This window comes from Thermobifida fusca NBRC 14071 = JCM 3263, assembly GCF_001592045.1.
Lineage (GTDB): Bacteria > Actinomycetota > Actinomycetes > Streptosporangiales > Streptosporangiaceae > Thermobifida > Thermobifida fusca.
Map to the genome: position 1 here is coordinate 33,297 of NZ_BCWB01000006.1, position 15,555 is coordinate 48,851.

At 66.9% G+C, this 15,555-nt stretch carries 15 protein-coding genes; all 15 read right to left on the reverse strand.

The window, feature by feature from the left end:
* Positions 1–208: 208 nt before the first annotated feature.
* The 15 genes from TF1_RS01210 to TF1_RS01280 all read right to left on the reverse strand — a co-directional run bounded on the left by TF1_RS01210 (position 209) and on the right by TF1_RS01280 (position 15,546).
* Positions 209–970 carry a FadR/GntR family transcriptional regulator gene (locus TF1_RS01210; RefSeq protein WP_011291730.1) on the reverse strand — a complete coding sequence of 254 codons (762 nt, stop codon included), beginning with the start codon at positions 968–970 and terminating at the stop codon, positions 209–211.
* 121 nt (positions 971–1,091) lie between these two features.
* A complete protein-coding gene (locus TF1_RS01215; protein ID WP_011291729.1) occupies positions 1,092–2,321 on the reverse strand; it encodes a CaiB/BaiF CoA transferase family protein in 1,230 nt (409 codons plus the stop codon).
* Positions 2,322–2,368: 47 nt separating this feature from the next.
* Positions 2,369–3,847: an aldehyde dehydrogenase family protein gene (locus TF1_RS01220; RefSeq protein WP_011291728.1), complete on the reverse strand. Its 1,479-nt coding sequence runs from the start codon at positions 3,845–3,847 to the stop codon at positions 2,369–2,371.
* On the reverse strand, positions 3,847–4,326 hold the full coding sequence (locus TF1_RS01225) for a MaoC family dehydratase (RefSeq protein WP_011291727.1): 480 nt from the start codon (positions 4,324–4,326) through the stop codon (positions 3,847–3,849). Before TF1_RS01225 ends, TF1_RS01220 begins: the two co-directional genes overlap by 1 nt.
* 2 nt (positions 4,327–4,328) lie before the next feature.
* A complete protein-coding gene (locus TF1_RS01230; RefSeq protein WP_061783544.1) occupies positions 4,329–5,237 on the reverse strand; it encodes an HpcH/HpaI aldolase/citrate lyase family protein in 909 nt (302 codons plus the stop codon).
* Positions 5,237–6,403, reverse strand: coding sequence for an acyl-CoA dehydrogenase family protein (locus TF1_RS01235; protein WP_011291725.1), 1,167 nt, complete (start codon positions 6,401–6,403; stop codon positions 5,237–5,239). Before TF1_RS01235 ends, TF1_RS01230 begins: the two co-directional genes overlap by 1 nt.
* A 70-nt stretch (positions 6,404–6,473) precedes the next feature.
* The gene (locus tag TF1_RS01240; RefSeq protein WP_016188577.1) at positions 6,474–7,244 is read right to left on the reverse strand and encodes an SDR family NAD(P)-dependent oxidoreductase; all 771 of its coding nucleotides are present in this window, start codon (positions 7,242–7,244) and stop codon (positions 6,474–6,476) included.
* Between the two features lie 170 nt (positions 7,245–7,414).
* The gene (locus TF1_RS01245; protein WP_011291723.1) at positions 7,415–8,593 is read right to left on the reverse strand and encodes an acyl-CoA dehydrogenase family protein; all 1,179 of its coding nucleotides are present in this window, start codon (positions 8,591–8,593) and stop codon (positions 7,415–7,417) included.
* A 168-nt stretch (positions 8,594–8,761) separates the two neighbouring features.
* Positions 8,762–9,925 (reverse strand): acyl-CoA dehydrogenase family protein, encoded by a 1,164-nt coding sequence (locus TF1_RS01250; protein WP_011291722.1) that lies wholly within the window; start codon positions 9,923–9,925, stop codon positions 8,762–8,764.
* A gap of 358 nt (positions 9,926–10,283) precedes the next feature.
* Positions 10,284–11,066, reverse strand: coding sequence for a crotonase/enoyl-CoA hydratase family protein (locus TF1_RS01255; protein WP_011291721.1), 783 nt, complete (start codon positions 11,064–11,066; stop codon positions 10,284–10,286).
* Between the two features lie 65 nt (positions 11,067–11,131).
* Complete coding sequence (locus TF1_RS01260) at positions 11,132–11,890, reverse strand: SDR family NAD(P)-dependent oxidoreductase (RefSeq protein ID WP_011291720.1); 759 nt, start codon at positions 11,888–11,890, stop codon at positions 11,132–11,134.
* 30 nt (positions 11,891–11,920) lie between these two features.
* A complete protein-coding gene (locus TF1_RS01265) occupies positions 11,921–13,114 on the reverse strand; it encodes a thiolase family protein (protein WP_011291719.1) in 1,194 nt (397 codons plus the stop codon).
* Between the two features lie 170 nt (positions 13,115–13,284).
* Positions 13,285–14,019, reverse strand: a complete 735-nt coding sequence (locus tag TF1_RS01270; protein ID WP_011291718.1) for a FadR/GntR family transcriptional regulator — start codon at positions 14,017–14,019, stop codon at positions 13,285–13,287.
* Positions 14,020–14,282: 263 nt separating this feature from the next.
* Positions 14,283–15,251 (reverse strand): zinc-binding dehydrogenase, encoded by a 969-nt coding sequence (locus tag TF1_RS01275; RefSeq protein WP_011291717.1) that lies wholly within the window; start codon positions 15,249–15,251, stop codon positions 14,283–14,285.
* 154 nt (positions 15,252–15,405) lie between these two features.
* Positions 15,406–15,546, reverse strand: a complete 141-nt coding sequence (locus TF1_RS01280; protein WP_061783545.1) for a ferredoxin — start codon at positions 15,544–15,546, stop codon at positions 15,406–15,408.
* Between the last annotated feature and the right edge of the window lie 9 nt (positions 15,547–15,555).

Here is a 15,555-nt window from a genome sequence, read left to right on the forward strand (position 1 = left end):
GAGGTCACATTCCGCAGGCCTCGCGAGCACGAGCTTCCAACGACAACACCCCGGTCACGGCCGACGCGCCCACTGCAGCCGACCGTGACCGGGGTGTTGTGGTCACCAGCCCTCGTCCAGCCGTCGCGCTGAGCAACGATTCCGGACGCGGATTGTCCCCGAATTCAGCGGTTGTCGCCCCGGCAGGTTTCCCGGGGTTGATTCTTGCTCAACGCCAGTCGACGACCTCGTTCATCAAGGTCGGTTCGCGTTCCGCAACCAAATCCGCGTATTCCTGGAGATGCTCCCGCATCAAGCGCTCCGCGGTCTCCGCATCGCCCCCGATGACCGCTTCTGCGATCTCCGAGTGGGTCTCCCTGATGTGATCGCCCTCATTAGCCACATAGATAGTCGAAGCGCGTTCCGTGAAAATGTCCTTCAACGCGCACGCAATGAGCGTGAGCAAGCCGTTGCCGGACATCGACAGGACTTTGGTGTGAAACGCGTCGGTGGCCTGCAACCACGCATCCGTGGTCTTTGCGGCAAACCCCTGCTGCACGATAGCCCGCAGTTCCTCGTGGTCCTTCGGGTCGTGCCGCTCGGCTGCCAGACGGGCCATAAACGGCTCCAGCATGAGCCGGGCCTCAACAAGTTCGCAGAACCGAATGTCGAGTACCTGGAAGAACAGAGTCGCCATCCGACCGAAGTCGCGGCTGCTCACCTCGGACAGCACCGGACCTCCGCCAGGCCCCGGTTTCATCCGGATCAGCCCGTGCACTTCGAGGATGCGTAGCGCCTCACGGAGAGAACCGCGCGCTACCTGGTAGCGCTTGATCATGGCGCTTTCGGATTCCAAAACGGAATTCGGAGCGGGGCGTCTCTTAGCGATGTCGCGCACGATCTCCCGCGCGACGATCTCGGAGACCTTCTCGCTACGCCGTTCCCATGTGACGCCGGATGGCCCAAATCCACTCATAATGTTCGGCAGCATACCGCTATTCCACTCCCCCGCCGATTTCACGACGGTTTATCTCCGGGAAAAGCACAGACCCCAAATCCCGAATGCGACCGTTTCGCGAGCCCGGCGGAGGAGTGGATCGCGGCTCCTCAGCTCACTGCTTCGCGGGAGCGCTGATCACACCTTGATCAGCGAGTTCCGCGAGCTCTGCTTCGGAGAATTCGAACTCTTCGGCCAGCACCGTGTGCGTGTGCTCGCCGATCTCGGGCACTCCGTGGTATTCGGGACCTGCGTAGCTGGACATGTGCAGCACCGGGCCCGGCATCAGCACCGACTTCAGCTTCTCGTTGCCGGTGATTTGCACAAGCGTGCGCTCCAAGAAGTGCGGATCGACCACGATGTCGCTGGCGTCGTTGACCGGGGAGCTGACCACCTCGTGCTCCTCCAGGATGGCCAGCACCTGGTCGCGCGGCAGGGAGCCGACCCAGTCGGAGACCTGCTTCTGCACCAGCTCGTTGTTGGCGAGCCGGGCCGCGTTGGTCGCGAACCGCGGGTCCTTGATCAGGTCGGGCTGCCCCATCGCTGCGAACAGCCGGGCCGCGATCGTCTGGCTCGACGCGGCAATCGCCAGGTACTTGCCGTCGGCCGCCCGGTAGATGCCCCGGGGCGAGGCCGCACCGGTGTCGTTGCCGATCCGGCCCTGCACCTCACCCAGCGCCGTGTACCGTAGCACCATGTCGCCGATGATGAACATCAACGGCTCGTACAGGGCCACGTCCACCACGTCTCCCTTGCCGGTCCGCTCCCGGCGGAACAGCGCCATGGCTGTCCCCATGGCCGCGGAAATACCGGCAATCGAGTCGGCGAACCCGAAGGGCGGCGCGGTCGGCGGGGTGTCGGGCCACCCGTTGATGTGGGCGAACCCGCAGGCGGTCTCGGCCACGGTGCCGAACCCGGGCCGTTCCCGGTAGGGGCCGGTCTGCCCGAAACCGGAGACCCGGGTCAGCACCAGGCCGGGATTGTCGGCGCTCAGCGCCGCATAGTCCAGCCCCCACTCCTCCAGTCGTCCCGGCCGGAACGACTCGACGACCACGTCCACGTGGGCCGCCAGCCGCCGGACGAGCTGCTGGCCCTCTGGCTTGCGCAGGTCGACGCCGATCGAGCGCTTACCGGAGTTGAGCCGGGAGAACCCCAGCGACAGGCCATCCTTCTGCGGCACCCACTGCCGGGCATAGTCCCCGGTCTTCGGATCCTCGACTTTGATGACCTGGGCTCCGAAGTCCCGCAACATCCGCCCCGCCGTGGGCGCAGCGTACATCGACCCGAGTTCGAGCACCCGCACCCCGGCGAGGGGACCGTTTGCTCCGGCCCTGTTCTCCGTCATGTTCGCCTACTTTCGAAGAGCCGTACCGAAGGGGGTTGGAACGGGTATCACAGAGCCCACTGGATGTGGCGCGGCTCCAGGAACTCCTGGATGCCCCACTCACCGAGCTCCCTGCCGATACCGGAACGGCCCGAGCCGCCGAAGGGTGCGTCGGGACGCATTGCACCGCCGCCGTTGATCCACACGGTGCCGGCCCGCAACTGCTCGGCCACGCGGCGGCCCTCCTCCAGGGTGGGCGCCCACACGTTGGCAGCCAGGCCGTAGGCGGTGTCGTTGGCCAGCCGGATCGCCTCGTCGACGTCCTTGTAGGTGAGGACGACGGCGACCGGGCCGAAGATCTCCTGCTGCACGGCGCGGGCGCTGTGCGGCAGGTTGCCCAGCAGGATCGGGTTGACGTACCAGCCCTTCTCCGGCAGCGGGGTCTCCACCTGGAGGAGCGCCTTGCCGCCCTGCTCGAGCGCCTCGGTGATGAACCCGTTGACGCGGTCGCGGTGATCGGGGCGGATCAGCGGGCCGATGTGGGTCTCCGGGTCCCACGGGTCGCCGACCTTCATCTTCGGGAACGCCTCGGCGCCCGCCTTCATGAAGCGGTCGAAGAGGTCCTCGTGGACCAGCAGCCGGGCCAGTGCCGCACACCCCTGGCCGGAGTTGCGGGACCAGCGCATGTGCATGTCCACCGCGAAGGACTCCACGTCGCAGCCGGGCAGGACGATGTTGGCGGACTTGCCGCCCAGCTCCAGGACGACGTCGTTGAGGTTGGCCGCCGCCTGCTCCATGATCTTGGCGCCCACCGCGTCAGAACCGGTGAAGGACACCTTGTCCACGCCCGGGTGGGAGGACAGGTACTGGCCGATGTCCGCCCCACCGAGGACGACGTTGATCACCCCGTCGGGCAGGTCCGACTCGCGGATGATCTCGCCGAGCAGCAGGGTGGTCAGCGGGGTGCGCGGCGACGGCAGCAGCACCACGGTGCAGCCCGCGGCCAGCGCCGCACCGTACTTGAAGCCAGCCAGGTTGAGCGGGTAGTTGTAGCCGGTGATCGCGGCGACCACACCCACCGGGTAGTGGTCGACGTCGCTCATCGTCGGCACGGGCACGTCGTAGGGGCCCAGGTGGACGGTGCGGTCCTTCTTCGCCGCGTCAGCGAACCAGCGCAGGTGGCCGAGACCCATCTTCACCTGGAGGAACTCGGCGGTGGAGACGGGGGTGCCCACCTCGTTGACGATGGAGGCCAGCAGCTCCTCCCACCGGGCCTCCAAGCGGTCGGCGAGGCTGTGCATGGCGGCGGACCGCTCCTCGCCCGACATCTTCGACCAGGTGTCGAAGGCGGTGCGGGCGGCCCGGATCGCCTCGTCGACCTGTTCTTTAGTGGCTCCGCTGACGGTGGCGATGACCTCTTCGGTGGCGGGGTTGTAGACGTCCCAGGTCTCGCCGGCGGGCTTGACCGGCTTGCCGTCGATGGTCAGCTCGCGTACCTCGGGGACATAGTCGCGGAGGGCTGCGATCCGCTCGCTGCTGATGCTCATCAGGCCTCTCCCTTGTTGTCGTCGGCGTTGGCTGGCTTCTTGAGCATGAGACCTGCCCGGCGGCACACGCAGACCAAGACGTCGTCCTGGTTGTATCCGCGGTGTTCGAACCAGACGATCCCCGAGTCGGTGCGGCTCTTGGACTCGCGCTTGTCGAGGATGGTGGTCTCACCGCGCAGGGTGTCGCCGTGGAAGACCGGGTGGGGGAACTTGACCTCGTCGTAGCCGAGGTTGCCCAGGGTGGTGCCCATGGTCAGCTCGGGCACGTGGAATGCACCGATGAGCGCCAGGGTGAACAGGCTGTTGAAGACGCGCCGGCCGTGGATGGTGGTCTTCGCGAACTCCTCATCCAGGTGCAGCGGCTGCAAGTTCATCGTCAGCGAGGTGAACAGGATGTTGTCCATCTCGGTGACGGTCCGGGTGAACGGGTGCTTGTAGACCTTGCCCACCTCGAACTCTTCGTAGTACAGCCCTCGCATCGTTATTTCGCCTCCTCCGCGCTCGCGGCGTTACGCGCCCGCAACTGCTCGGCGCGCTCCAGCCATTCCAATGCCTTGTCGTAGTGGGCCTTGTCGATGTGCACGCCCCGGTAGCGCAGTGCGCCGACCCCCTCCGCAGCAGCTTTCTCGTACGCCTCGACCAAGCCTCGGTAGAAGGCGATGTCGGCGTCAGAGGGTGTGAAGACCTCGTTGATGACCGCGACGTGGCTGGGGTGGATCGCGATCATGCCCCGGTAGCCGAGCTGGCGGCCGCGCCGCGCGAACTCCCGCAGGCCGTCGAGGTTGTCCAGGTCCTCCCACAGCCCGGTGAGGGCGTGGATCCCGGCTTCTCGGCAGGCGAGCAGGATCCGGCTGCGGTGGTAGAGCGTCTCCGTGCCTTCCAGGGTCCACTCGTATCCCACGGCCCTGGCAATGTCGGCGTGCTCGGCGGTGGGGCCGATCATGGCGCCCACCCGCGGGGATGCGGCAGCCACCTCACGGCAGGCGTGGATGGCTTTCACCGTCTCCACCGGGATGATGTACTCCAGCCCGCTGACCCCGTTGCGGGTCTCGAAGTGGTCGAGCAGCGCGTCGTAGCGCAGCACATCGGTGGCCTGCTCCACTTTGGGAGCGAAGATACCGGTCAGTCCGGGGATCACGACTTCTTCCAAGTCGGCCCCGGTCAGCTTGGTGTGCAGCGGGTTGACCCGGACGAACAGCCCGATGTCGGAGTTGGTGGCGCGCACCCGCCGGATGGACTCGGCGACGGTGGCGCGGGCGGCTGCCTTCTCCGCCTCGGGCACCGAGTCTTCCAGGTCGAGGACGATCGCGTCCGCCCCGGAGGCCACGGCCTTGTCCACCCAGGTGGGCCGGTGGCCGGGGACGAAGAGAACGGAACGGTACGGCCGCATCAGTAGCTCCTCGGCAGACCCAGAACGTGCTCGGCCACGTAGTTGAGGACCATTTCCTGGCTGATGGGGGCGATGCGCATCAGCCGGGCTTCCCGGAAGTACCGTTCGATGTGGTACTCCTTGCTGTAGCCGTAGCCGCCGTGCACGCTCAGTGCCGCGTCCGCGGCGAAGAATCCGGCTTCGGCAGCCAGGAACTTGGCGGCGTTGGCTTGCCGTCCCGCGGGGTAGCCGTTGTCGATCAGCCAGGCGGCCTGCTGGCACATCAGGTCCGCGGCGTCGAGTTTGATCAGGGCTTCAGCCAGGGGGAAGGCGATGCCCTGGTTCTTGCCGATGGGACGGCCGAAGACGACGCGTTCCTTGGCGTAGTTGGTGGCCCGGCGCAGGGCGGCGCGGCCGATGCCGATGGCGGCGTTGGCGGAGATGACCCGCTCGGCGTTGAGCCCGGCCAGGATGGTCTTGAAGCCCTTTCCGACTTCGCCGATGACGTCTTCGTCGGGAACGAACAGGTCGTCGATGAACAGCTCGTTGGTGTCGACCGCGTTGCGGCCCATCTTGGGGATGGGGCGCACGGTGACCCGTTCGCGGTCCATGGGCGCGAAGAACAGGGTGAGCCCGTCGGTCTTCTTGGCCACCTGGTCGCGCGGGGTGGTGCGGGCCAGGAGGATGAGCCGTTCGGCTTCCTGGGCCTTGGTGATCCAGACCTTCTTGCCGGAGACCAGCCAGCCGCCGTCGACCTTGCGGGCGAAGGTGGAGAGGTTGGTGGTGTCCGTGCCGGCGTCGGGCTCGGTCACGGCGAAGGACACGTGCAGGTCACCGCTGACCAGGCGGGGCAGGAAACGCTGTTTGAGGTCTTCGCTGCCGTACTTGATGATCGGTTCGAAACCGAAGATGCCGATGTGGACGGCGCTGCATCCGTTCATGCCCGCGCCGGAGGCGGCGATCTCCTGTTCCACGATGGCGGCTTCGGTGACGCCGAGTCCGCCGCCGCCGTACTCGGTGGGGACGGTCAAGCCCAACCAGCCCGCCTCGACGATGGCGTTGTAGAACTCCCAGGGGAATTCCTGCGACTGGTCGTGCTTCATCCAGTATTCGTCGGGGAATTTGGCGCACAGGTCCCGGACTGCTTGGCGGATGTCCTCGTGCACCGTGTCTTTGCTGAAGTCCATGGGGTCCTCCCGTTCAGCCCTCGTCCGCCCGGGGCCGTGCTCCCGCGCGGACGAGGTGGTGTCCAGGTCGCTACTTGGCGGTCAGGCCGCCGTCGACAGGGATGGTGACGCCGGTGACGTAGCTGGCGTCGTCGCTGGCGAGGAACGCGATGACCGAGGCGATCTCTTCAGGCTGGGCACCGCGGCCGAGCGGGATGTTCTTGATGAAGTCCTTGGTCAGCTCGGAGACGTCGGCTCCCGGTTCCCGACCGAAGAACTGGGCGAGCATGGGGGTCTGCACGGTGCCGGGGCAGATGACGTTGACGCGGATGCCGTCCGGGGCGCCCTTGAGTGCGAGGGCGCGGGCGAAGGGGACAAGGGAGCCCTTGGTCAGCGAGTAGATGGGGCTAAAGGGGGATCCGACGAGCGCCGAAGTGGAGGAGGTCATGGTGATCGACCCCTTGCCGTTGGCGGCTTTGAGGAGGTCGTAGCCGAGGGTGCAGGTGTAGTAGGCGCTCTTGATGTTGACGTCGATGTTCTTCTGCCACTCCTCGTCGCTGGTCTCGATGCCGCCGGGGCCGGGCATACCGACTTGGGCGTGGAGGACGTGGAGGACGCCGTGGTCGGAGCGGATGCGGTCGAACAGCGCCCGGAGGCTGTCGTTGTTGGTGGCGTCGACCTGGACGGGAACGGCCTTGCCGCCTTGGGCGGTGATCTCCTCGGCGACTTTCTTCGCGGACTCTTCGCTGAGGTCAGCGACGTAGACGGTGGCTCCCTCTGAGGCCAGGCGGTGCGAGATGGCGCGGCCCATACCGGATCCACCGCCGACGATGGCGGCGATACGTCCTTCAAAACGGCGCATTGTCGCGTCCTTTCGCAGTGGTGTCGTGTCGTCGTCCGTGTGGGCTCCCCCGCCGCGACACACCCCACACCCTATTAGTCGTAATCATCATAATAGTTTTCTGTGTGAGGTGGGTCAAGGGATGCGGTTATGCAGAGCACAACCGCATCCGCTGCGGCTGGCGGGGACGTCTAGCTGCTGCGCTTGGCGAGCCTGCGGGCCAGGGAGTCGAGCAGGACCTCCGTGGCGCCCTCGTAGATGCGGAGCGGGCGGGCATTGCGGTAGAGGCGCTCGATCTTGGACCCGCGGATCAGCCCGAAGCGGCCCATGGCCTGCACCGCGCGGTCGACCACTCGTCCAGCCGCCTCCGTTGCGCTGACCTTGGCGATCGAGGAGTAGTCCAGGTGCGCGAGCGGATCGTTCTTGGCGAGCGCTGCCGCTCGGTAGGTGATGGCCCGGGCCGTCTCCACCTCGGTCCACGACAGGGCCAGGCTCTGGGACACTGCCCCCAGTTCCAGGAGCGGGCGGCCGAACTGGGTACGGGTCTTGGCGTGGCGTAGCGCCTCGTCCAGCGCAGCCTGGGCCAGGCCGACCGCCGAGCCCGCCACGGTGACCCGGAACACCGCGAGTGTCTGCAGCATGAGGGAGAACGCTTTACCCGGCACGCCGAGCCGGTGGTTTTCGGGCACTTCCGCACCGTCGAAGTGCAGTTCGCCGAGGATGTGCGGGGCGATCAGGTCGTCGCCACGCTCGACCGTCAGCCCGGGGGTGTCGGCGGGAACCAGCACCATGGAGTAGCCCTCGCCCTCCCGGCCGAGGACACAGTAGAAGTCGGCGGCACCGCCGTTGGTGATGAACGACTTGCGTCCGCTGACCCGCACCCCGGTGGGGGTGGCCTCGATCGTCGTGGTGACCCCGCGCAGGTCGGAGCCGATGTCCGGTTCGGTCAGGGCGAGTCCGGCGATCGCTTCCAGGCGCGCCACCTTAGGGAGCCACTCGCGTTTGAGCTCCTCGGTTCCGCCGACCGCCAGCGAGTAGCTGCCCACCCCCTGCATGCCGAAGAGGGAGTCCAGGTGGGCCGAGGTGTACATCAGCGCTTCGCGGATGACGGCGATCGCCAGCGGGTCGAGAACGTCGCTTTCTCCCCCGTAGGCGGCGGGAACCACATGGCGTGCCAGACCGCTCTCCCGCAGGATCTCTGCCACGCCCTGGTGGACCTCGACCGCCGCGTCTGCCTCGTCAGCGTACTCTTCCACCCGCTCGGCCACGGACCGCGCGATGCGCTGGATCTCGCGGTGACGCGGTCCCAGGTCGAACATCTGCCCCTCTTCCACGATCGCCCCTTCTCGTCTGAAGCTGTCTTGGTCCACGGTCCAGCTCGCGGCGGACCGTTTCGACGCGCGGCGTGTCTTCCGCCCGGGACCTGGTGGGCGTTCCGCGAACGTCGCTGTGGGCGGGCCCCCGCGACATGCCGCCGCTGTCCAGCCGCGTGTGGCGGGGGCCGACCGCTGATCCAGGAAATCCCTGTGGGCCAGGTGCTAGGCGCGCTGGTTGAACTTGCGGCCCAGCAGCTCGGAGACGATTCGGATCCGCTGCATGTTCGGGGTACCGCCCGCGATAGCCCAGCCGTGGGCGTCCCGGTGCAGCCGCTCGATGCCGTACTCTTCCGTGTACCCGTTGCCGCCGTGCAGTTGCATGGCCATGTCGGTCACGCGCTTGGCCATCTCGTTGGCGGCGCACTTGGCCAGGGAGACCTGCAGCGGGTCGGGCAGCTTCCCGCCCTCGGCGCTGGCCGCGGCGCGCTGCTGCAGCAGGCGCGCGGAGTCCACTTGCATCACCATGTCGGCCAAAGTGATCTGGACACTTTGGAACTCGATGAGCGGTTTGCCGAACTGCTCCCGCTCTTGGACATAGGCGATGGTGCGGTCGAGTGCCTCCTGGCCGATGCCGAGGCTCATGGTGGTGTTGCCGAGCCGCTCGATGGAGAAGACTCCGAACAGCTTGCCAAAACCGCCGGCGGGGACGACCAAGTTCTCCTTGGGGACCCAGACTTCGTCGAGGATGACGTCAGCGGAGGGAATGCCGCGGAAGCCCATGAGCCGTTCGGGGGGACCGAAGCTGAGGCCGGGGGTGCCTTTCTCGACGACGAGGGCGCCGATCCCCTTGGAGCCGGGTTCGTCGGTGAGGCGGGCGTAGACGAGGTAGAGGTCGGCTTCACCGCCGTTGGAGATCCACCGTTTGGTTCCGGTGATGACGTAGCCGTCGCCGGAGGGGCGGGCCGTGGTGCGCATGTCGGTTGCGGCCGATCCGGCGTCGGGCTCGGAAATAGCGACCGCCATGGTCTTCTCACCGGAGATGATGTCCGGCAGCCAGCGTTCGCGCTGCTCTTCAGTCCCCAGGTAGTTGATCACCTGGGCCGGACCGGTGTTGGCCTCGAAGATCTGGAAGGCGGCCGGGCGGCAGACCCGGGCAAACTCCTCAATCACCGCCAGCGCCTGGGCCAGCGGGGCTCCGGCACCGCCGTAACGCTCCTGGTGGGCGATGCCGAGGAATCCGAGCTCCCCGAGACGGATCCGCTCTTCGCGGGAGATCGGCTTCCGTTCCACGTCCAGTTGCTCGGCGATCGGCCCGTATACCTCGCGGGCGACCTTTGAAGCCAGTTCGCGGATCTCCGTGTACTCATCGACGGGTCTGGCCGTCATGGGGCTGTCCCCTTCCGGTCTTGGTTAATCATTATACTAGATTTCAGCATCCGGCTCCCCCTGGGTCAACAGACGTCGCACCGCCTCCAGCACGACTCCCCTCAGTGCGGCATTCCCGCCACCCTTGAGGTGCGCCGGGCGCTAAAACTCCCCCACGACGCCTCCCACCCACGGGAGCTCTCCCCCGCACCAGAAGGCCGCCGAACAAGCCGGTGGGATCGTCGTCACACCCCTCGCACAAGCAGAATCATACCATAATCATGGTTATGTTGATCAGCAATTATGTGCTGGTTTCCCCCTCCGATACATCGAGGGCGCCCGCTCGAGCGCCCTCGATGCCTGTCTGCTCTTATTCCGGCTACCGTCCGGTCCAGCGCGGCTCGCGCTTCTCCACGAACGCGCGCGCCCCTTCCTTGGCGTCCTCGGACTCGCGCACCGGGTTGACGTACTCTTCCTGCTTCTCGAACTGGGTGTCCAGCGGCCAGTCCACCGAGCGGACCAGCACCTGCTTGGACGCGGCCAGGGCGAGCGGCGCGTTGGCGGCGACCTCCTCGGCCAGCTCCAGCGCGACCTCGAACGCCTTGCCCGGCTCGGTGAGCCGGTTGACCAGGTGGACTTCGGCGGCCTCGGTCGCGGGCCACATCTTCCCGGTCAGCACCAGCTCCATGGCGAGGTGGTAGGGGATGCGGTGCTGCAGGCGCAGCAGGCCGCCCGCCGCCGCGGTCAGCCCGCGCTTCACCTCGGGCAGGCCGAACTTCGCCTCTTGCGAGGCCACGATGAGGTCGCAGGCAAGCACGATCTCAAAGCCCCCGGCCAAGGCGTAGCCTTCCACCGCCGCGATCAGCGGCTTCTTCGGCGGCTGCTGCACGAGTCCCGCGAACCCGCGGCCCGGGACGACGGGGCGCTCCCCGCGGGCGAACCCCTTGAGGTCCATGCCCGCGCAGAAAGTGCCGCCCGCCCCGGTGATGATGCCGACACTCAAGTCGGGGCGGCTGTCCAACGTCTCCAGGGCCTCCGCGATGCGGTAGGCCATCGCCTGCGACATCGCGTTGCGGACCCGGGGCCGGTTCATGGTGATCACGAGCACCCGGCCGCGCTCTTCGACCAGAACCTCAGGTGCGTCGTCGTTGGTGGTGCTCATCGTCGCTTCTCTCTCCTGCCGCCCGCCGCTGCGGCGGCGGGACGCTGTGCGGTCGGGGCTCTCCGTTAGCGCGCGCTCATGCGCAGGGCACCGTCGAGGCGGATCACCTCGCCGTTGATCATCTTGTTCTCGATGATGTGGTGGGCGAGCATGGCGTACTCGTCGACGTGGCCCAGCCGGTTGGGGTGCGGCACCGACTTGCCGAGGGCGTCGCGGAGCTCCTGCGGGAAGCGGCTGAGGATCGGCGTGTCGAACACCCCGGGGGCGATGGTGGCGACCCGGATCTTCTTCGACGCCAGGTCGCGGGCGGCCACGAGGGTCATACCCACCACACCGGCCTTGGCCGAGGCGTAGGGGATCTGCCCGATCTGCCCCTCGTAGGCGGCGACCGAGGCGGTCAGCACGCACACGCCGCGCTCCTCGTCGACGACGTCGTTCTTCGCCATCCGGGCGGCGGCCAGACGCAGCATGTTGAACGTGCCGAAGAGGTTGACCCGGACGATCTCCTCATAGGTCTCCATAGACCCGGGGCTGCCGTCCTTCTCCACCACGCGCACGGTGGCGCCGCGTCCCGCGCAGTGCACCAGGGCGCGCAGCGGGGCCTTGGCTTCGGCGAGGTCGAGCGCGGCGTTGACCGCGTCGGTGTCGGTCACGTCCGCGGGGCCGAACTGCCCGCCGATCTCCTTGGCGACCTCCGCGCCCTTGGACTGCGGCAGGTCGATGATGACCACGTGGGCTCCCTGCTTCGCCAGCCGTGCCGCGGTCGCGGCTCCCAGCCCGGAAGCCCCTCCGGTCACGACGACGGAAGCTCCGTTGACGTCCACGCTGTCTCCTCCGAAAGTCAGTGGTCGCGGTCAGATGCGTTCGATGATGGTGGCGTTGGCCATACCGCCGGCCTCGCACATCAGTTGCAGGCCGAACTGCTGGTCGTTGTCTTCCAGGGCGTGCAGCATCGTGGTCATCAGCCGCGCGCCCGAGGCGCCGAGCGGGTGGCCTAGCGCGATCGCGCCGCCCCGGGGGTTGACCTTGTCGATGTCGATGTCGAACTCGGAGAGCCAGGCCAGGGGGACCGGAGCGAAGGCTTCGTTGATCTCGACGTGGTCGATGTCGGACAGCGAAAGGCCGGAGCGTTCCAGGACCTTCCGGGTGGCGGGGATGGGGGCCGTCAGCATGAGCAGCGGGTCGTCACCGCACACCGCCATGGAGTGGATGCGGGCACGCGGGGTGTAGCCGAGCTCTTCGCACTTGGCGCGGCTCATCAGCAGCAGCGCACTGGCCCCGTCCGTGATCTGGGAGGAGTTGCCCGCGGTGATCCGCCACTCGATCTCCGGGAAACGCTCGGACAGCTCGGGGGTGCCGAAGACGGTTTTGAGGGTGGCGAGTTTCTCGACGGTGCTGTTGGGGCGGATCGTCTCGTCGCGGTTGACCGTGCCGGACGGCGTCTCCACCGGGATGATCTCCCGGTCGAACAGTCCTGCTTCTTGGGTTTGGGCGGCCAGCGTGTGGGAGCGGACCGAGTACTCGTCCAGCGCGGTGCGGTCCAGGTTCCAGCGCGCCGCGACCAGTTCGGCCGCCACTCCCTGGGAGACGAGGCCCGGGTGGTAGCGCTTGGCGACGAGGGTGCCGTAGGGGTCAGCGCCCATACGCGCGGAACCCATGACGACGCGGCTCATCGACTCGACACCGCCGGCGACCACGATGTCGTAGACGCCGGCCATGATGCCTTGGGCGGCAAAGTGGACTGCCTGCTGACTGGAGCCGCACTTGCGGTCGATCGTTGTCGCCGGCACATGGGTGGGGAAACCAGCGCCAAGCCAGGCCATGCGTCCGGGGGTCGCCGACTGCTCGCCCACCTGCGACACACAGCCAATGATGACGTCGTCCACGGTCCCCGGGTCGAGGTCGTGGCGCGAAATCAGTTGGCGGAGCGTCTGGGCGAGCAGGTCCACCGGGTGGACGTCGGCGAGGGCTCCGCCCTCACGTCCGCGACCGGCGGCGGTGCGCACCGCGTCGACGATGACCACATCGTTGGATCGCGCTTTTGCCATACGTATTTCTTATCATGATTTGGATCATTCGTCTATATGTAGGCACAGCGCGACGCTCTGACGTGACCAGGGAAGACGGGAGGCGTGCCACCACCGCCACTCTGTCGCCGTCCAGCGCTCCCCCATGGGAGCACTGTTCACTGCTGCGGAGCGCGCGGCAGCGGGGAAGCTCAAGAGCTCCACACGATAGGAGCGTCGAGCACCTCGGGGAACTTCTTCTCGGCGTAGCGGACGTACTCGTGAATGTGCTGCGCCATCGCTTCAGCCGAGGCTTCCGGATCACGAGAGGCGATCGCCTCGTAGATGTTCAGATGGGCCTTGTGCACTGCGGCCCGACGGAACTGGGGATAGTCGATACCGATAGCCGAACCGTCGAGGATGCCGAGCAGGGAGTCCACGAGATACCCGAACATCACGTTGCCGGAGCCGTGGGCGATGAGGTCGTGGAAGCGCCGGTTCTGCTCCAGGAAGACCTCCTGGTCTTCCAGGTTGTCGCGCATCATGTCCACGCTCTCTTTGAGCTCTTTGAGCTTCTCGTCGCTCATGCGCTCCGAAGCCAGGCGGGCCATCATGGGCTCCAGCGCGGTGCGCGCCTCGGTGATCGTCCGGAAAGGCGCCTTCTCGAACTGCATGAGTAACGTCAGCGTGGTCGTGAGGCTGCTCGCATCCGGCTGCTGGACGATCGGACCGCCCCCGGGACCCGGCCGCAGTGAAATGACCCCTTGCAGTTCCAGGAAGCGCAGCGATTCACGGAGGGTTCCTCGCCCCACGGAGTACTCGTCGAGCATCACCCGCTCCGGGGGGAGTCGGTCACCCACCCTGTTTCCGCGCCGGTGGATGTCGGCGACGATCTGCTGGGCGACCAGCATCGCTGTCTTCTGTGGCCTCAGGGGTGGGTGGGCCATGGCAAGCACCTCCACTTCGGGGTCGATCCTCTGGCGGCGTGATTATCGCCAGATAGATTAATGATACGCATAGTTAAACTAATTTAGCTTCCTAGTAATACGAAAAGCAACATCTCAAGCACAGAGTGCTAGAGATTGCGCTACGGCAAAGAAAAAAGGGTGGCGCCATGTCAGAACACAATGGCGAACCACCCACTACGTAGCGCGAAACCGTCCCGGGAGCAACACGACCCCACTGGGTCGCTGCCGAAACGGCGTCGGGCCTACCGCGTGAAGACGATCTTGCCGAACAGGTCGCCTGCCACCATGGCGGCGAACCCGTCGCGCGCCCGCTCCAACGGCATCGTGTCGTGGATGACCGGCCGAACTCCGGTGAGGTCGAGGAAGCTCAGCAACTGCTCGAGCTCCCGTCGGCTGCCCATCGTGGAACCCTGCACCCGCATCTGCTTGAAGAAGATCCGGGTCAGCTCGGCGTTGTCCGGCTGGGGCCCCGAGGTGGTCCCTGCAATGACGACCGTGCCCCCGGGACGCAGCGACTTGACCGAGTGCGACCAGGTCGCCCGGCCGACCGTCTCCATGACCGCATCCACCCGCACGGGAAGCCGTTCGCCGGGCGCAAAAGTATCGTGGGCGCCCAGTTCACGGGCGCGTTCGCGTTTAGCGGCATCCCGGCTCGTCGCAAAGACCCGCAGCCCCGCGGCCCGGCCCAGCGCGATCAGCGCGGTCGCCACTCCCCCACCCGCGCCCTGCACCAGCACGCTGTCGCCGGGCTTGAGTTCAGCCTGGGTGAACAGCATGCGGTAGGCGGTCAGCCACGCGGTCGGCAGGCAGGCAGCCTCCTCGAAGGAGAGCGACCGGGGCTTGGGGACGAGGTTGCGTCGGGGAACAGCCACTTTTTCCGCGAACGTCCCCTGGTACCGTTCGCTGAGCAGCGAGCGGTGCGGGTCGAGGGTTTCATCCCCCACCCAGTCCGGGCTGCTGATGACAGCGTGGACCACGACTTCGTTGCCGTCCTCGTCGTACCCGGCAGCGTCGCAGCCGAGGATCATCGGCAGCTGCTCTTCGCGCAGACCCACCCCGCGCAGCGACCAGACGTCGTGGTGGTTGAGCGACGCGGCCCGGACCGTGACCACCGTCCAGCCCGCTGGGGGTTCGGGGTCGGGACGCTCCCCCAGGCGCAGCGCAGACAGCGGGTCATCGGACGAGAAACTCTCGGCGTAGACGGCGAACATTGACTTTCCCCTCGGGTCGCGAGCGCATCCGTGTGCCGGAGTATAGATGTCGCTCCGTGGGCTTCCCGGCACGGCACCGCGTCAAAGGGCAGGTTCGCCGGGGCCCGCCTCTTTTCTTAAGAGAAGAAGAGACGCGGCCCCGCGTCCGACGATCTCACTCGACGGTGATGGCCCGCTCCGGGCAGGCCTCGGCTCCATCCCGGGCCGCCGCCTCCAGTTCGGGGCCCACCTCTTCGTGGAGCACGTAGGCGTGCCCGTCTTCTTCGCGCGGCGCAAACACGTCGGGCGCGGTCATGTAGCACAC

Bases quoted from the DNA above. Each gene is read 5' to 3' on its own strand.
- TF1_RS01225 (WP_011291727.1), bottom strand. From the start codon at position 4,326: ATGCGAGGGCTGTACTACGAAGAGTTCGAGGTGGGCAAGGTCTACAAG.
- TF1_RS01270 (WP_011291718.1), bottom strand. From the start codon at position 14,019: ATGGCCCACCCACCCCTGAGGCCACAGAAGACAGCGATGCTGGTCGCC.
- TF1_RS01240 (WP_016188577.1), bottom strand. From the start codon at position 7,244: ATGCGCCGTTTTGAAGGACGTATCGCCGCCATCGTCGGCGGTGGATCC.
- TF1_RS01210 (WP_011291730.1), bottom strand. From the start codon at position 970: ATGCTGCCGAACATTATGAGTGGATTTGGGCCATCCGGCGTCACATGG.
- TF1_RS01215 (WP_011291729.1), bottom strand. From the start codon at position 2,321: ATGACGGAGAACAGGGCCGGAGCAAACGGTCCCCTCGCCGGGGTGCGG.
- TF1_RS01250 (WP_011291722.1), bottom strand. From the start codon at position 9,925: ATGACGGCCAGACCCGTCGATGAGTACACGGAGATCCGCGAACTGGCT.
- TF1_RS01220 (WP_011291728.1), bottom strand. From the start codon at position 3,847: ATGAGCATCAGCAGCGAGCGGATCGCAGCCCTCCGCGACTATGTCCCC.
- TF1_RS01235 (WP_011291725.1), bottom strand. From the start codon at position 6,403: ATGGACTTCAGCAAAGACACGGTGCACGAGGACATCCGCCAAGCAGTC.
- TF1_RS01265 (WP_011291719.1), bottom strand. From the start codon at position 13,114: ATGGCAAAAGCGCGATCCAACGATGTGGTCATCGTCGACGCGGTGCGC.
- TF1_RS01280 (WP_061783545.1), bottom strand. From the start codon at position 15,546: ATGACCGCGCCCGACGTGTTTGCGCCGCGCGAAGAAGACGGGCACGCC.
- TF1_RS01255 (WP_011291721.1), bottom strand. From the start codon at position 11,066: ATGAGCACCACCAACGACGACGCACCTGAGGTTCTGGTCGAAGAGCGC.
- TF1_RS01275 (WP_011291717.1), bottom strand. From the start codon at position 15,251: ATGTTCGCCGTCTACGCCGAGAGTTTCTCGTCCGATGACCCGCTGTCT.
- TF1_RS01230 (WP_061783544.1), bottom strand. From the start codon at position 5,237: ATGCGGCCGTACCGTTCCGTTCTCTTCGTCCCCGGCCACCGGCCCACC.